We start from the raw sequence: 15,499 nt of genomic DNA, 5'->3' as shown, positions 1-15,499 counted from the left end.
AAGGGGAGCCTCGGCTCCCTTTTTTTCGTCGTTGCCCGGCGGCTCAGCAGTTGCCGCGCTTGGCTTGGCCCGGCGGGCAGAACTCGCGTCCGCGGTCATGGCTCTGCCAGTGGTTGCGGTCGTGATCGCGGTCGTGGCGGCGGTGGTCGTCCCACTCGCGCTCGCGCTCCCATTCCCGCTCCCGGCGCGCCTCGCGGAAGGCTTCGCGCCGCCGCCAGTCGCCTTCGGCCCAGCGCCATCCGCCGCGGTCCTCGATCCAGCGTCCCGGCGCATACGCATACCCCGCGCGCTCCCGCTCCCAGCCGCCCGGACGCCATGCATAGGCGCGGCCGTCCCAGGCCCAGCGGCCCGGCACCCACACGAAGCCGCCGCGCGGCGGCGGGAGCGGCTCGTAGCGCGGCGGGGGCGGCGCCGTCATCACCAGGCCGGGCACGTCGATGTGGACCGAGACCTGCGCGTTGGCCGCCATCGGGCTCGCAAGGGCGGAAAGGACGCTGGCCACGGCCAGCATGGCGAATCGAATCTTCATGGGTTCCTTCTGTTTTTTCGATGGGGGTACGACACGCTTCCCCAACGCGCGCGGCGGGGCTACGGTTGTCGTCGGGTTCTCATTGCCGCTGTTGCGGCAACCGTTCTACAGCTTCAGCGGCGCAGCGTAGCCGGTCATCTCCAGGTAGCCGCGGCCGACGCGCCGGCCCTGCGCATCGAGCAGATCGCTCAGGCCTTCCCAGTACACGCCGCCGGTGGAGCCGCGGCTGTCGAGTTCCTGGTCGTCGAGCAGGGCGCGCACCTCGAAGCTGCCGGCAGGCGTTCGAACGCGCCATTGCGTCGGGTACTTCGCCTGCGTGCGCGGACTGTCCCAGGTCTTCAGGGACTCGAAGCGCACCTCGTCGTTGCCGAAGATGCGCGCCGTGCCGTCGCGCTGCCGGAACGATCCCCCGCCCCACAGCGCGCTGCCGTCGCGGCGGCGCAGGTGAAAGGCGGTGAGCGCGCTGCCGTCGTGGAGGTTCATGCCGATCCAGTCCCAGCCCACCGCCTCGGGGTGCATCAGCGCCTCGCTCCATTCGTGGTCGAGCCACGCCGTGCCGCCCACGTCGAAGCCCTGGCCCTTGATCATGAGCTTGCCCTGGGCCCTGAGCTGGGGCTCGCTGTAGTAGTAGCTGGCCTGCGATTCCTCGGGCCCCTTGCGCGACAGTCCGGCCTTGCCCTGCAGCAGCACGGGCTGGGTCGGCGTGAAGCGCAGGTCGAGCGTGAACTCGCCGGCGGGAATGCGCGCCACGTAGATGCCGTTCTCGCGCGCCAGCGACCAGTCGCGGATGCGCACGTCGGTGTCGTTCGCGCTCGCCTCCGCCACGCCGAAGCCCGCGCGCGCGATGCGCTGGTCGTGCAGCAGCACGCGGCCCTCGAGATCGCTGACCGCCGCGTGCGCAAACACCAGGTGCTTCGCCGCGAAAGCCGAGCGCATGCCCAGCGCGGCCTCGACGCGCGAGCGGAAGAAGGTCACCTGGAAGCCGAACTCGCGGCCTGCCTGCGTCTTCGCATGGCCGGTGATGTACCACCACTCGGTGTGCAGGTCGGGGTGGCTGCCGAAGTCGCGTGGAAACTCGAGCCGGCGCTCGGGCAGCGCCCACGCCGCGAGCGGGCCCGCGGCGAGCGCGGCCAGCAGCAGGCTGCGCCGCGACGGCATGAACGGCATGAACGGCATGGAAGGCATCGAAGACATCGAAGACATCGAAGGCACTCGGGACGCCATCACGCTGCCACCAGTGCGTCGATGCGCTGCTGCGCGGGCGCGATGTCGCCGAAGGCGTTGCGCACCCACGCGGCATCGTGGTAGCTCGGCAGGTAGCGCTCGCCCGCGTCGCACAGCAGCGAAAGGATCGAACCCTGCTGTCCGGCCGCGCGCATCTCGTGCGCCAGTGCCAGCATGCCGGTGAAGTTGGTGCCGGTGGAAGGGCCCACCCTGCGGCCGATCAGCGCCGACAGCGCGTGCATGGCGGCCACCGAGTCGAGGTTGGGCACCTCGATCATCCGGTCGACCAGCGTGCGGATGAAGCTCGGCTCCACCCTCGGCCGGCCGATGCCTTCGATGCGCGATCCCGCTGCCGTGAGCGTGGCGTCGCCCGTGCGGTGGTAGGCCGAGAACACCGAGCCTTCGGGGTCGGCCACACACACCTGCGTGTCATGGCAGCGAAAGCGCAGGTAGCGCCCGATGGTGGCGCTGGTGCCGCCCGTGCCCGCGCCTACCACGATCCACTTCGGCACCGGATGGCGCTCTCGCGCCATCTGCTGGAACATGCTCTCGGCGATGTTGTTGTTGCCGCGCCAGTCGGTCGCGCGCTCGGCGTAGGTGAACTGGTCCATGTAGTGCCCGCCGGTGCGTTCGGCCAGCGCGCGGGCCTCTTCGTAGACCTGCGCGGCATGGTCGACGAAGTGGCAACTCGCGCCGTAGAAGGCGATCTGCGCGATCTTCTCGGGCGAGGTGCTGCGCGGCATCACCGCGATGAAGGGCAGGCCCAGCAGCCGCGCGAAGTAGGCCTCGCTCACCGCGGTGGAACCGCTCGAGGCTTCGACGATGGTCGTGCCTTCGCGCACCCAGCCGTTGCACAGTGCATAGAGAAAGAGCGAACGTGCGAGCCGGTGCTTGAGGCTGCCGGTCGGATGGGTCGACTCGTCCTTCAGGTACAGGTCGATGCCGCTCGCGGCCAGCGAAGGCAGCGGCAGCGGAATCAGGTGCGTGTCGGCGCTGCGCTGGTAGTCGGCCTCGATGCGGCGGATGGCGCCGTCGAGCCAGCCGCTGCACGAGGCTGGAGACAGTGAAGAGGAGGGTTGCTGCTGCATATCGGCGCCAGTCTACAAGTCATGCCTTGTAACCCCTGCACCGCGCGCAAATCGGGATACTGGGCGCGCCATTCAACAAGGCAGGAGACGAGACACATGACAAGAATGAACCTGCGCCCGGCATCGCGGCGCTCGTTAGGTCAAAGGCATTCCTCCGGCGCGCTGGCGCTTGCAGGCATCGCGGCTTTCTCGGCCTTCGGGCTCGCCGGTTGCGCATCGAACCCGCCGTCATCATCCGACACGCCCGCGCGTCCTTCCTCTTCGTTCACGGTGCCCGGCCTCGAGAAGCCGGCCGAGGTGCTGGTCGACCGCTGGGGCGTGCCGCACATGTACGCGGGCACGCTCTACGACGCCTTCGTGGCGCAGGGCTTCATCGCCGCGCGCGACCGGCTCTGGCAAATGGATTTGTGGCGCAAGCGCGGGCTCGGCGAGATGGCGAAGGACTTCGGCCCCGCGTGGGTCGACAGCGACCGCGCCGCGCGTGCCGTGCTCTATCGCGGCGACATGTACCGCGAGTGGCTGGCCTACGGCTCCGATGCCAAGCGCGTGGCCGAGGCCTTCACGGCAGGCGTCAATGCCTACGTGGCGCAGGTGCGCGCGCAGCCCGCGCTGCTGCCGCCGGAGTTCGCGCTGCTCGGCTACCAGCCGGCCATGTGGTCGCCGGAAGACGTGGTGCGCATCCGGCACCACGGCCTCACGCTGAACTTGACGTCGGAGATCGACCGCGCGCGTGCGTTCTGTGCCGGCGGTGCCGGCGTCAAGGCCGACTGGCTGCGCCGCGAACTCGATCCGCCCGTCAATCCGCGCGTGCCGCAGGGGCTCGACCCTTGCACCATTCCTGCGGCCGAACTGCGCGCCGCCTACCTGCGCGCGACCGAGCCGCCGCAGTTCACCAAGGCCAACACGCGCATCGCCTCGGTGGTGGCGCGCGTGCCGGGCGACGTCGGCGACGAGCTGGCGCAGCAGGCGCCCGAGGGCGACCCGACCGGCGCCTACGGCAGCAACAACTGGGTGATCGCGCCGAAGCTGACGTCCACCGGAAGGCCCATTCTTGCCAACGACCCGCACCGCGCGCACGGCGCGCCGAGCCTGCGCTACATGGCGCACCTGAGCGCGCCGGGCATGGACGCGATCGGCGCGGGCGAGCCCTTCCTGCCGGGCCTGTCGATCGGCCACAACGGCACCATTGCTTTCGGCCTCACGCGCTTCTACATGGACCAGGAAGACCTGTACGTGTACCAACTCAACCCGCGCAATGCCAACGAGTACCGCTACCAGGGCCGATGGGAGCCGATGGTGCGCGTCACCGAGCGCATCGCGGTCAAGGGCGAGAGCGCGCCGCGCGAGGTGGTCAACACCTTCACCCGGCACGGCCCGGTGCTGCTGGCCGAGCCGGGCAGGCAGCGCGCGTTCGCCTTGCGCGCGGCCTGGCTCGAGCCCGGCATGGCGCCTTACTTCGGCTCCATGGACTACATGCGCGCGCGCAACTGGGACCAGTTCCGCGCGGCCATGAATCGCTGGGGCGCGCCGGGCGAGAACCAGGTCTATGCGGACACCGGCGGCAACGTCGGCTGGATCCCCGGCGGCCTGACGCCCATCCGGCCCAACTGGGACGGCCTGATGCCGGTGCCGGGCGACGGCCGCTACGAGTGGTCGGGCTTTCGCAACGGCGACGAGCTGCCCTTCGAGTTCAATCCTGCGCGCGGCTACGTGGTGACGGCGAACGAGAACAACATTCCGCCCGACCATCCCGCGGCGAAGAAGGGCGTGGGCTACGAGTGGAGCGACGCGGCGCGCGCGCGGCGGCTCAAGGAGCTCTTCGCCGCCAAGGTGGCAGCGGGCTCGCGCTTTTCCATCGAGGATTCGGAGCGCATGCAGAACGACATCGTCGCGACGCCGGCTCAGCGCGTGCTGAAGCTGCTGGCAGGCCTGCGCAGCGACGATGCGCAGACGGCCGCGGCACTGCGCATGCTGCAGGGCTGGGACGGCACCATGGACCGCGACAGCGCGCCGGCGGCGCTGTACGAGGTGTGGAGCAGCAAGTTCCTGCGCCCGGCCGTGCTGAAGGCGGGCGCGGGGGACGCGGGTGCGGCGCTGGCCGCACCGGGGGACAACACCCGCATGGTGCTGCTGCTGGAGAACCCCTTCGGCTGGGTGTCGAACGAGCAGCGCGATGCGCTGCTGCTCAAGACGCTGCCGGCCGCGATGCAGGAACTCGGCGCCAGGCTCGGCTCCGACACCGCGTCCTGGAAGTGGGGCGCGCTGCATCGTGCGGAGTTCCGGCATCCGCTGGCGGGTGTGGTCGATCCGGCCACGCGCAGGAAGCTGGACGTCGGCGACTGGCCGATGTCGGGTTCTTCCTTCACACCGATGGCCGCGACCTATCGCGCGAGCGACTACAAGTTGACCGCGGGTGCCTCGTTCCGCATGGTGCTGGACGTGGGCAACTGGGACGCCTCGCGGGTCGTCAATGCGCCGGGGCAGTCGGGCAACCCGGACAGCCCCAACTACCGCGACCTCGCGCCGCTGTGGCTCGACGGCAAGTACGTGCCTTTGGTCTACAGCAGGTCGGCGGTCGAGAAGGAGACGCTGGAGAGAATCCAGCTGACGCCGGGCAAGTGAGTCCTGCCCGAGGCTGGCGATGAAAAATCCCTGATCCTTGGGATTTTTCATTCATGGCGCCGAAGCTAGAGTCGCTCGCAAGGACTCACCGAGGAACAGGCCGCCATGCCAACGCTTGCCCAAACCCTGAACCTTGCCAGCAACGGCTTGTGGGCGTTCGATACGCCCGCGAAGAAACTGACCGCGCTGCTGGACGGGGCCAACGAGGTGGATGTGTCCCCCGCAATCGGCGAGGTGGGCGCGTTCGTCGAGTTGCTGAAGAACCACTGGACGCCCGGTGCCCTCCAGCAGCTTGCGCTGGACCGCGTCATCGGTACGCACCGGCTCTATCAAGGCTATGACGGCGGCTTCCTGCAGGCGCAGGCCCCGCTGCCCTGGCGCCACTTCTCGCGCGAGCTGATCGCGCTGCAACTGGTCGTGCGGATCGTCCAATGCAAATACATCGAACAGAAGAACCATCCGATTTGCGGGCCGGTCACGTTCATGCAGGGGATCGCGCGGCGCAACATCGAGGAATACGTGCTGTACGTGATGGGCCTGGCCGAGAACCGAAGGGGCGATCTCGGAACCCATACGGTGAAGGTCAAGTCGGGCTCCAACCTGCTGGGCAAGCGTCCCGGGGTCAACGACGTGCACAGCATCAGGGAGGCCGACTACATCGCGCTGGCCAGCCTGCGCGAAAGCAGCAACCTCTTCGCCTATCGCTCGGCTGCGACCAACACGACGCTCGAAGGCATGACGACGCCCGCTTCCATGATGCAATGGATGCGCGATGCCGGTTACACGAATGTCGAGGACCATGTCCATTCCGGGTGGCGCGTGCACGGCCTGCGCATGAAGGCCGACCGTACCCATCTGGGCCGCAACCTCATGGGGCCGCATCTGCTGAAGATGCAGCAGCGCCTCGCCAACGGGCACACCGTCATGCTGGTCGGCTCCGCCAGCCTGGCCCAGATGGCGCAGGGAGAGCGCTACGGCCAGTCCGCGCTGATGCGCGTCTTCGGCGGCCATTTCATGCTGGCGCTTTCCGTCGATGTGAGGCCGAACGGTGCGGCGTTCGGTCTCATCACATGGGGCGAGGAGATCGCGCCGAACATCGAGATCCCCTGGAGCAAGATCGCGAGCTGGTACCAGGGCTTCATCTGCGGGCAGCCCTGAAGCGCGAGGTTGCCGCCGCAGTGGTGGCGGCGCCTACCAGTCTTCCTTCACCGCCAGCACCACGTCCTTGCCCGCGGCGGCGCGGCCCGCGAGCCAGGCCGTGACGGTGCCGGCGGCCACCACCGCGCCGCACAGCACCAGCAGGCGCTCCCACGGCACCAGCAGGTCCATGCTCCAGTGGAAGCTCTGCGGGTTGACCACCTTCACCAGCACCACCGACACGGCCAGCCCGAGTCCCAGGCCCGCGACGGCGCCGATGGCCGTCCATGCCGCGCCTTCGCCCGCCACCACCGCCAGCACCTGCCGCCGCGTGAAGCCCAGGTGCGCGAGCAGGCCGAACTCCTTGCGCCGGGCGAGCACCTGCGCGCTGAAGCTCGCGGCGATGCCGAACAGGCCGATGGCGATCGCCACGGCCTGCAGCCAGTAGGTGACGGCAAAGCTGCGGTCGAAGATGCGCAGCGAGGTCACGCGGATCTGGCCGACCGATGCGATCTCCACGGACTCGGCAGAGCCGTCGCCCTGCTTCGCCGCCAGTGCGCGCACCGATGCCTGCACCTGGCCTTCGGAGGCGCCTGGCGCAAGCCAGAGGGCCACGTCGCTCACGTTGCGCTCGCCGGTGATGCGTTCGTAGTCGCGCGCGTCCATGGTGATGGCGCCGAACTGCCGTGCGTAGTCGCGCCACACGCCGGCGACGAAGAACACCTGCGGCTTCCCCGACGACGCCGGCAGGCCCATCGCATCCGACAGCGGCGCGAACGCGGTGCCGGGCTTCGCGCCGTACAGCTCGACCATGGGCTCGCTCACATAGATGCCGATCGCGCCCTCGGGCACGGGCACCGCGTCGCCGACCAGCGGCAGCGACTGTGTGGCGCCGCCTTCGAGGCTGCGCGCGATGAGCGCCACGGCGGGCCGCGCGGCGTCGAGCTGCAGCGACTGCGCGCGCAGCGTGCCGGTGCGCGCCACGCCGGGCAACTGCGACAGCGCCTGCACGAAGGCCGGTGCGAAGGTGGCGGTGTCGGTGCTGCTGCTGCTGCCGGTGTTGCTGCTGCGGCCGCCCGATGTGGCGCGCACGTACAGGTCGGCGGGCAGCACGACGTCGAGCCACTGCGTCACGGAGTCGCGAAAGCTCGCGACCATCACGGTGAGCGCGACGGCCAGGCTCAGGCTGGCCACCACGCCGCTGACCGCCACGGCCGCGGTGCCGCGCATGCGCCGCGCGCGCTCCACGGCGAGCATCGGCAGCACGCGGTGCGCGAACAGCGGGGCGATGCGGTCGTACAGCAGCGCGATGAGCCAGGGCAGGGCAGTGATGCCGCCCACCAGCAGGCAGGCCACCGACAGGTACGCCGCCACCGGAATGCCGCCGATGGCGGGTACGTTGGCCAGCAACGCGCCGAGCGCGATCAGTCCGAGGGCCAGCCACTGGCTGTTGCCTTGCGTGGGCGCGGCGCCCAGGCCCTTGAGGGTCTGCGCCTCGGGCAGCGCCTGCGCGGCGCGCGCGGGCCACCAGCCGCCGACCAGCGCGGCGACGACGCCGAGGCCGCCGTAGAGCAGCGCGGCGCCCGCGCTCCAGTGCAGGGTGGGTGCGACGCCTTCGAAGTAGCCGCCGCCGAGGTCGCCGCCGAGCACCTTCAGTGCGAAGGCCGCCAGCGCGGTGCCCAGCGCCAGGCCGGCGATGCTGCCGATCAGGCCCAGCACCAGCGATTCGGCCAGCACCAGCCGGAGCCGCTCGTGCGGCGTGAGGCCGAGCACGCCGAGCAGCGCGAACTGCTGCGCGCGCTTGGCCACGCTGAGCGCGAGCACCGAGAACACCAGGAACGCACCCGTGAACAGCGCCACCAGCGCCAGCACGGTGAGGTTGACGCGGTAGGCGCGCGACAGGTTGCTCACGCGCTCGGCCGCATCACCCGGCTCGGCGAACTGCACGCCGGCAGGCCAGCCGGGCGACTTCTGCAGCGTGGCCATGAAGGTGGCGCGGTCGGTGCCGGGCGCGAGGCGCAGGTCGATGCGGCTGAGCCGACCGCCCTGGCCGAAGAGGTCCTGCGCGGCCGCGATGTCCATCACCGCGAGCGCCGTGCCGCCCGCGGCGACGTGACCGGCCACGGCGAGCCTGTGCCACGCATCGCCGCTGCGCAGCTGCACGGTCTCGGCCGTGCCGCCGCCGGCCGTGGGCGCTTCCGCCGGCAGGCCGAGCGCGCTGCGCGCCGCGGCGTTGAGGAACACCTGGTCGGGCGCGAACAGCGCGAAGCGGTCGGCGCCGGTCGCCGCCTGCGGCATCAGTGCGGGCGCGATGGTCGGCAGCACCAGCGCATCGATGCCGATCACGCGCATCGGCACCTGCCGCTCTCCGGCCAACGCCAGGCCCTGGAACTCCACCACGGGGCTCGCCAGCGTCACCTGGGGCTGCCGTGCCAGTGTCGCGAACACGGCCTCGTCGAAGCCGCCCTGCACGGCGCGCACCTCGAGGTCGGGCTGGCCGTTCACCGAGCGCACGGCGCTCGAGAACTCGTCGAGCGCGGAGGCGTTGATCAATTGCACCGAGAACGCCAGCGCCACGCCCAGCATCACCGCCAGCACGGCCGCTGCATTGCGCCAGGGATGGTGACGGAGTTCCTGCCAGGAGAAGGTGGTGAGCAATGCGCGCATGGGGCTGATTGTGGCGGTGCGCGAAAGGTCGCACAGGCGTGGCACCATGGCGCCTCTGCGATGCCCGAGGAATCCGACGATGAGGCTGCTGCCCTCCGACCTGTACCGCCGCGGCCTTGCGGCCTGGCTCACGGCCTCCCTCTGCGCGCCGCTGCTGGCCGGCAACGTGGCCGCGCAGCCGCAGCAATCGCAGCAATCGCAGAAGTCCCTGACGCTGGCCACCGAGCCCGCGGTGCTGGCCAGGGCCGCGCTGGGCGCCGAGCGCGGAACGCTGGTGGTGGGCACGCTGCGCAACGGGCAGGCGAGCTTTGGCGCCGCGTACAACCCCGAGCCGCCGGCCGCGCCGCGACCGCTGGCTGCCAGCAGCGCCGAGCAGCCCATGTTCGAGATCGGCTCGGTCACCAAGGTGTTCACCGGCCTGCTGCTCGCGCAGGCAGTGGAGCGCGGCGAACTGAAGCTCGATGACACCGTGGGCCGGATGCTGGCCGGCAAGGCCGACGTGCAGGCCGACTTCAAGTCCGGCGGGCTGTCGCCTGCGGTGGCCTCGGTCACGCTGCGGCAACTGGTCACGCACACCGGCTGCATGCCCGTGATGGCGGACGGCGTGACAGGTGGCGCGCCGCTGGCCGAGCAGTTCCGCACCTTCGACAAGCCCATGTTCTGGGCGGCGCTCGCGCGCATCAGGCTCACGGCCGCTGCGCCGCCTTGCGAGGCCGCCTACAGCAACTTCGGCATGGCCTTGCTCGGCCAGCTGCTGGCCGAGCGCTACGGCACGTCATGGGGCGAACTGGTGCGTGCGCGCATCACCGAGCCGCTGGGCATGAACGACACCGTCATCCCGCTCGGCGACAAGGCCTCGCGGATGGCGCCGGCCTTCGCGGGCGACCGCCGGCAGCCGCTGTTCGACATGCTGGCCTACGCGCCGGCCAGCGCGCTGCGCTCCACCGCCGCCGACATGCTGACCTTCAGCCGCGCGGTGCTGTCGGGTGCTGCCGGCCCGCTGGGCCCTGCCGCCGTGCGCATGCTCACGCCGCTGGCGCGCTACGAGGGCGCGCAGATCGGCTACGCGGTGATGGTGCGCGGCGCCGAGGGCGGGCGCCGCACCTACTGGCACGCGGGCCTGACCGAGGGCTACCGCACGCTGTGGCTGCTGGCGCCGGACACCGGCGAGGCGCTGATCGTGCTCAGCAGCAATGCGCGCGCGCCGATGCAGTCCGTCATGCTGGCCATCGGCAAGAGCCGCTATCCGGTGGAGACGACCGAAGTGCAGCTCGATCCCGCGCGACTGGACGACTACAAGGGCGAGTTCCGCGTCGGCAGGAACAAGGCGCTGGTCTTCAGCGTGCGCAGCGGCAGGCTGCTGGTGCGCGAAACGGGGCGCGGCTACAACGCGCTCACGCCCACCGGCAACGACCGCTTCGCGGTGGCGGCCATCGGCGCGCAGCTGCAGTTCCACCGCGACGCGCGCAATGCGGTGGTCGGCGTCACGCTGGCGCAGGGCGGCAGCCAGCTCGAGGCGCGGCGCACCGGAGAACCGGCTGCCGTGCAGCCGCAGTAGGCTGCTGGCGCCATCAACCGCCGGCGAGCGCCAGCAGCCGGTCGGCCATGCGCTGGATCTCGCCGTGCATCGCGAGCTTGTCGCGCCAGTCCTGCGGAATGCCGTCCACCCCGTAGAAGGCGCCCGCGAGCTGGCCGCAGATGGCCGCGGTGGTGTCGGCGTCGTCGCCCAGGTTGGTGGCGGCCAGCACGGCTTCCTCGAACGAGCCGGTGTGGGCGAAGCACCAAAGCGCCGCTTCGAGCGACTCGACGCAGTAGCCCGAGCCCTTGATCTGCGCAAGCGGTTTCGCGGCGTGGTCGCCGCGCGCCAGCCCGGCGACCTTGCCGCTCAACGGGGCCAGCGGTGCGGTCGAGAGAATCGCCGACTTGCTTTCGCCGTGCAGCGCCGCGCGCAACTGCAGCGCGAAGAGTTGCGAGCACTCGATGGCTTCGAGCGCACCGTGCGTGGTGCGCGTGCTCTCACCGGCCTGCCGCCAGGTGGCCTGGGCATCGGCCGCGTAGAACATCGGCACGGGCGCGAGCCGCATCAGCGCGCCGTTGCCTGCCGTGCGCGGGTGAGGGTCTCCCGCGAACGGACCGCCGGACGCGAGGTAGCGGGTGAGCGCACCCGACACCGTCGTGCCGATGTCGAAGCAACTGCCCGTGCTGCTCATGTAGCCCACGCTGCGCCAGTTGCAGTAGCGGTTCATCTGGTCGACCGCATCGAAGCCTTCGCAGTGGATGAGGCTGGCCGCGAGGCACAGCGCCATCGAGGTGTCGTCGGTCCATTCGCCCGCCGTCAGGCCGAACGGCCCGCCGCCGTGCATGCCGGTCACGGGCGCGAAGCTGCCGCGCGGGCTGAACTCGACCGTGGTGCCCACGGCGTCGCCGCAAGCCAGGCCGAGCAGACAGCCGCGATAACGATCGATGCGGTTCATTGCGGCTGCCCCAGCGCATCGCGCGCGGCCATCAGCGCGAAGCCGAGCAGGTTCAGGCCTTTCCACTCGCGCGGGTCCTGCGCGGCAGGGTCGGTGGCGGCGAGGCCGATGCCCCAGATCGGATCGACCGGGCTGGCTTCCACCAGCACCTGGTCGCCCGTGCCGAGCAGGAACGCGCCGAGCGCGGGGTTCTGCGCGAACTTCGCGATGTTGCCGCGCGTGACGATGTCGAGGCGCGCGTCCACCCATGCGGTTTCGTCGAACCCGCGGATCTGGCGGCCGAGCTTCTTGGCTTCGCCGGGCGTGCGCGCCGCGAGGATGCGTTCGCAGGTTTCCTGGTCGCCGAACAGGCGTGCCTTGCCGGCCATCATGAAGTGCTCGGCCGTGCGGTAGCCGACGCCGGCGACCTTGAACCCGGCCTCGAACCACTGGCTGAAGCAGCTCTTGTTCACGCCGGTCTTCGGCGCCTGGTGGCCCCAGAAAAGCAGGTATGCGGGGCGGTGGCCTTGCGCGAAGTAGGCGGGCAGGTCGCGCGTGCTGCGCGGCGTGCCGGCCTGGTGCGGTGCGTTCGTCGTCGTCATTTCTTCTCTCTCCTTCTCTCCGGTGTCTCAGGCGCCGATGTCGAGCACATGCTCCACCGGCAGTTGCAGCGCGGGGTCGTCGTCGTCGTTCGCGAGCGGGCGCTGTGCGTCCACGAAGGCGCGCATGTCGATGACCTCCAGCAGTTCCTCGTGTGCGAAGGCCGCCAGGGTGCGCCCGCGCAGGCCCAGCTGGATCGCGCGGCGCTCCAGCTTGCCGCCGCGCGGCGAATGGTCGGGGTCCCACTGCAGCCGCACCTCGGAGCGGCCGACGGCTTCCTGCCATGCCTCGCGGCTCGGGTAGTCGAGCGCATCGAAAGTCGACGGCACGGCCTCGCGCACCAGGCGTTCGAAGAACGCGCGGCGCAACCGCAGGCCCAGCGTGACCTCCTGGCCTTCCTTGGTGCCCCAGCCGGAGCGATACATCATCCAGAGGAAGTTGGGCTTGATCCAGCTCATCCGCGAAAGGCTGAAGTCGGGCCCGTCGAGCCGGCCGTGGCGGATGGCGTACTCGCCGATGGCGGGGCGGTAGGCCTGGTACACGACGACCGAACTGGCGTCGTGGTGGGCCAGGATGTGTTGCCCGCTCCGTGGCCAGCGCGCGCGTTGCGCGATGTGCCGCTCGGTGGGAAGAGGTGTGACAGCAATGCTCATTGGCTTTCCTTCTTTGTAATTCTTGTGGTCTTGCTCTCGATGTAAGTTGTTCTGTACAACTAATCGAGGGTTGTATAGTACAACTAATCAACCGCGAGTCAAGCCATTCCGTGAACACGCCACTGCCCAGCTTTCATCCCCTGACCTTTCCCCGCCCGCTGGTCACGGTCGACGTGGTCATGTTCACCGTGCTCGACGACGCGCTGCAGGTGCTGCTGGTGAAGCGCCCGGCCGATAGAAGGGAGCCCTTTCCGGGCAAGTGGGCCCTGCCGGGCGGCTTCGTGAACATCGATGAGGACGCCACGCTGCTCGACTGCGCGTTGCGCAAGCTGCACGAGAAGACCGGCGTGGCCGCGCCCTACCTCGAGCAGCTCGGCAGTTGGGGCGGGGCGCATCGCGACCCGCGCGGCTGGTCGGCCACGCACTGCTTCTACGCCCTGATCCCGGCGCAGGCGATGCAGTTGCGCAGCGGCGCCAACGCCGCCGAGGTGGCGTGGTTCGAGGTCGATGCCGCCTCTCGCAAGCGCCTGGCCTTCGACCACGGCGAACTGCTCGGCGCGGCCGTCGCGCGGCTGCGCAGCAAGGTCGAGTACACATCGCTGCCGGCCTTCCTGCTCGAGGAACCGTTCACGCTGCCGGCCCTGCAGCACACCTACGAGGTCGTGCTGGGCCGCGACATCGACAAGAGCGCCTTTCGCAAGCGCATGCTCGACGGCGACTTCATGGAGGAGGCCGGCATGGCCGGCGGCAGCCTCGGGCGGCCGGCCATGAGCTACCGGCTGCGCGACCGCTCGCAGGCGGCGCTTTTTCCGCGCACCTTCAACGCGAAGTAGCGCGGGCCCGGCCCGCGCTCAGAGGCGGGCCGACATGGCGTGCAGGTAGGCCCGCACCACCGCGCTGGTGCTCAGACCGATCGCGCGCTCGCTGCGAGGCGGCGTCCTCGCGCTGTTCGAATTCGGAAGCGGGCTGGTAGAACATCAACATGTACTGCATGGTGTCTCTCCGTCAGGTAGAAGCTGAGCAGGATCGTTCACCACAATGACGGCCCGCCGGCGGTCATTTCGACACGGACGCGCCGTGCCGGGCAGAATATTTTTTCGCTGTTGGCCGCCGCGCGCAATGGCGCCTTTCCCTGCGGCCCCGGTGGCTCGGCAGGCCGGCGCTCAGGCGGCCCTGGCCTGCACCGCCGGCGTGAACATCGCCTCCAGCTCCTGGCGCAGCCTGTAGGCACCTGTGCCCGTGTCGATCGCCACGTCGGCCCAGCACAGGCTCTGCCCCTTCTTCACCGGCCGCACCAGCTTCACGTTGTGCGCCAGCCCGAGCGGCAGGCCGCCCAGGCGCAGCGAGCGCTCGGCGGGCAGCAGCTTGCCCCAGACCGTGTAGCCGCCTTCGCCGTCGAGCATCTCGCCCGCGGCCAGGTCGCGCTTGGCGGTGGCCACCACGTCGGCGTTCCAGCAGGTGGCCACGCCGGTCGCCTCGCCGCGCAGCGCCACGCTGGCGACCGACACGCCCACTTCGAGCCCGATCAGGTGCCAGCGCTTGTACAGCGTGAAGTAGCGCCCGCTCGGATCGGTGTGGGCGTTGTATTCCTCAAAGCAGTTCCGGATGTAGTCGGTTTCGCCCTCGACCGTGACCCATACGCCCATGCGGATGTCGTACGGGATCCTGCGGCCGTCGGCCTCCAGCGACGACACCACCTCGACCATGCCCTTGCGCTCCAGCATGCCGCCTTCGCTCCTGGGGCGCGTGACGAAGGGGATGTCTTCCACGCTCGCCGGCGGATACAGCAGGCCGTCCGAGGGCACCGTGAGGCCGGTGGCGTTGGCGACGGCCGAGCTTTCGATCGACGGCTTCGAGCCGTCGAGGAAGCTGTTGAACATCTTCGGGTTGAGTCCGCCGCGCTTCGCCTGCTCGGGCGTCAGGCCGTAGTTGCCCCATACCGTCTCGGGCGTCGACTCGGTGAAGTGCGGCAGCCACTTGTGGCCGCGCCCGGCCGCCACCACCGGAAAGCCGCAGGTGCGCGCCCAGTCGACGAGGTCGCAGATCAGCGCCGGCTGGTCGCCGAAGGCCAGCGAATAGACCACGCCGGCCTGCTGAGCCTTGTGCGCGAGCAGCGGACCGCAGAAGGCGTCGGCCTCCACGGTCACGTTCACCACGTGCTTCCCGTGCGCGAAGGCGTCCAGGCAATGGTCGACCGCGGCGATGGGGTTGCCGGTGCACTCGACCACGATGTCGATGGCGGGCTCGCGCGTCACCGCCTGCCAGTCGTCGGTGATCCAGGTGGTGCCGTTTTTCAGCGCCTCCTGCGCCGAGGCGGCTGCTGCTCGTTCGGGCTGCCAGCCCACGCGCTCGAGGTTGACGCGGGCCGCGTCGGGCGAGAGGTCGGCGATGGCCACCAGCTGGACGCCGGGCGTGCGCGGGATCTGCGCGAGGTACATCGCGCCGAACTTGCCGGCGCCGATCAGGCCGATGCGGATGGGGCGGCCTTCGGCGGCGCGCTGTTGCAGGCGGGTGTGCAGGCTCATG

13 protein-coding genes are annotated in these 15,499 nt (G+C 70.2%); 4 read left to right on the top strand and 9 right to left on the bottom strand.

Features of this window, described 5'->3' with window-relative positions; translation table 11 throughout:
* Nucleotides 1–43 precede the first annotated feature (43 nt).
* From AACL56_RS19765 to AACL56_RS19755, 3 genes are all read right to left on the bottom strand, one after another.
* Nucleotides 44–529: a YXWGXW repeat-containing protein gene (locus AACL56_RS19765; protein ID WP_339091508.1), complete on the bottom strand. Its 486-nt coding sequence runs from the start codon at nucleotides 527–529 to the stop codon at nucleotides 44–46.
* A 105-nt stretch (nucleotides 530–634) separates the two neighbouring features.
* Nucleotides 635–1,723 carry a lipocalin-like domain-containing protein gene (locus AACL56_RS19760; protein ID WP_425337070.1) on the bottom strand — a complete coding sequence of 363 codons (1,089 nt, stop codon included), beginning with the start codon at nucleotides 1,721–1,723 and terminating at the stop codon, nucleotides 635–637.
* A 29-nt stretch (nucleotides 1,724–1,752) separates the two neighbouring features.
* Complete coding sequence (locus tag AACL56_RS19755) at nucleotides 1,753–2,841, bottom strand: PLP-dependent cysteine synthase family protein (RefSeq protein ID WP_339091507.1); 1,089 nt, start codon at nucleotides 2,839–2,841, stop codon at nucleotides 1,753–1,755.
* A gap of 96 nt (nucleotides 2,842–2,937) precedes the next feature.
* Here AACL56_RS19755 and AACL56_RS19750 point away from each other — a divergent pair, with 96 nt between their 5' ends.
* Together AACL56_RS19750 and AACL56_RS19745 are read left to right on the top strand one after the other, a co-directional pair.
* Nucleotides 2,938–5,463 carry a penicillin acylase family protein gene (locus tag AACL56_RS19750; protein ID WP_339091506.1) on the top strand — a complete coding sequence of 842 codons (2,526 nt, stop codon included), beginning with the start codon at nucleotides 2,938–2,940 and terminating at the stop codon, nucleotides 5,461–5,463.
* Between the two features lie 105 nt (nucleotides 5,464–5,568).
* Nucleotides 5,569–6,621, top strand: coding sequence for a hypothetical protein (locus AACL56_RS19745; RefSeq protein ID WP_339091505.1), 1,053 nt, complete (start codon nucleotides 5,569–5,571; stop codon nucleotides 6,619–6,621).
* Nucleotides 6,622–6,654: 33 nt separating this feature from the next.
* On the opposite strand, the gene AACL56_RS19740 is transcribed toward AACL56_RS19745, so the two are convergent.
* Nucleotides 6,655–9,267 carry an FtsX-like permease family protein gene (locus AACL56_RS19740; protein ID WP_339091504.1) on the bottom strand — a complete coding sequence of 871 codons (2,613 nt, stop codon included), beginning with the start codon at nucleotides 9,265–9,267 and terminating at the stop codon, nucleotides 6,655–6,657.
* Between the two features lie 79 nt (nucleotides 9,268–9,346).
* Between AACL56_RS19740 and AACL56_RS19735 the strand changes: the two genes are divergently transcribed.
* Complete coding sequence (locus AACL56_RS19735; RefSeq protein ID WP_339091503.1) at nucleotides 9,347–10,825, top strand: serine hydrolase domain-containing protein; 1,479 nt, start codon at nucleotides 9,347–9,349, stop codon at nucleotides 10,823–10,825.
* A 13-nt stretch (nucleotides 10,826–10,838) separates the two neighbouring features.
* Here AACL56_RS19735 and AACL56_RS19730 read toward each other — a convergent pair whose 3' ends face one another.
* The 3 genes from AACL56_RS19730 to AACL56_RS19720 are packed head-to-tail and all read right to left on the bottom strand — an operon-like array spanning nucleotide 10,839 to nucleotide 12,973.
* Nucleotides 10,839–11,741 (bottom strand): ADP-ribosylglycohydrolase family protein, encoded by a 903-nt coding sequence (locus tag AACL56_RS19730; protein ID WP_339091502.1) that lies wholly within the window; start codon nucleotides 11,739–11,741, stop codon nucleotides 10,839–10,841.
* Entirely contained in the window at nucleotides 11,738–12,322 is a 585-nt protein-coding gene (locus AACL56_RS19725; protein ID WP_339091501.1) for an NADAR family protein, read from the bottom strand. Before AACL56_RS19725 ends, AACL56_RS19730 begins: the two co-directional genes overlap by 4 nt.
* A 27-nt stretch (nucleotides 12,323–12,349) precedes the next feature.
* Nucleotides 12,350–12,973: a DUF4291 domain-containing protein gene (locus AACL56_RS19720; RefSeq protein ID WP_339091500.1), complete on the bottom strand. Its 624-nt coding sequence runs from the start codon at nucleotides 12,971–12,973 to the stop codon at nucleotides 12,350–12,352.
* 110 nt (nucleotides 12,974–13,083) lie between these two features.
* On the opposite strand from AACL56_RS19720, the gene AACL56_RS19715 reads away from it, so the two are divergent.
* Complete coding sequence (locus AACL56_RS19715) at nucleotides 13,084–13,806, top strand: NUDIX hydrolase (protein ID WP_425337030.1); 723 nt, start codon at nucleotides 13,084–13,086, stop codon at nucleotides 13,804–13,806.
* On the opposite strand, the gene AACL56_RS19710 is transcribed toward AACL56_RS19715, so the two are convergent.
* Together AACL56_RS19710 and AACL56_RS19705 are read right to left on the bottom strand one after the other, a co-directional pair.
* Nucleotides 13,793–13,966: a hypothetical protein gene (locus tag AACL56_RS19710; protein WP_339091499.1), complete on the bottom strand. Its 174-nt coding sequence runs from the start codon at nucleotides 13,964–13,966 to the stop codon at nucleotides 13,793–13,795. The genes AACL56_RS19715 and AACL56_RS19710 overlap by 14 nt on opposite strands.
* Before the next feature lie 170 nt (nucleotides 13,967–14,136).
* Entirely contained in the window at nucleotides 14,137–15,498 is a 1,362-nt protein-coding gene (locus tag AACL56_RS19705) for an NAD(P)H-dependent oxidoreductase (RefSeq protein ID WP_339091498.1), read from the bottom strand.
* Nucleotide 15,499 lies beyond the last annotated feature (1 nt).

It is taken from the genome of Variovorax paradoxus (assembly GCF_902712855.1).
GTDB lineage: Bacteria > Pseudomonadota > Gammaproteobacteria > Burkholderiales > Burkholderiaceae_C > Variovorax > Variovorax paradoxus_Q.
The sequence above is the reverse complement of the archived record's forward strand: the minus strand, read 5'-3'. Positions and strand labels throughout refer to the sequence as shown.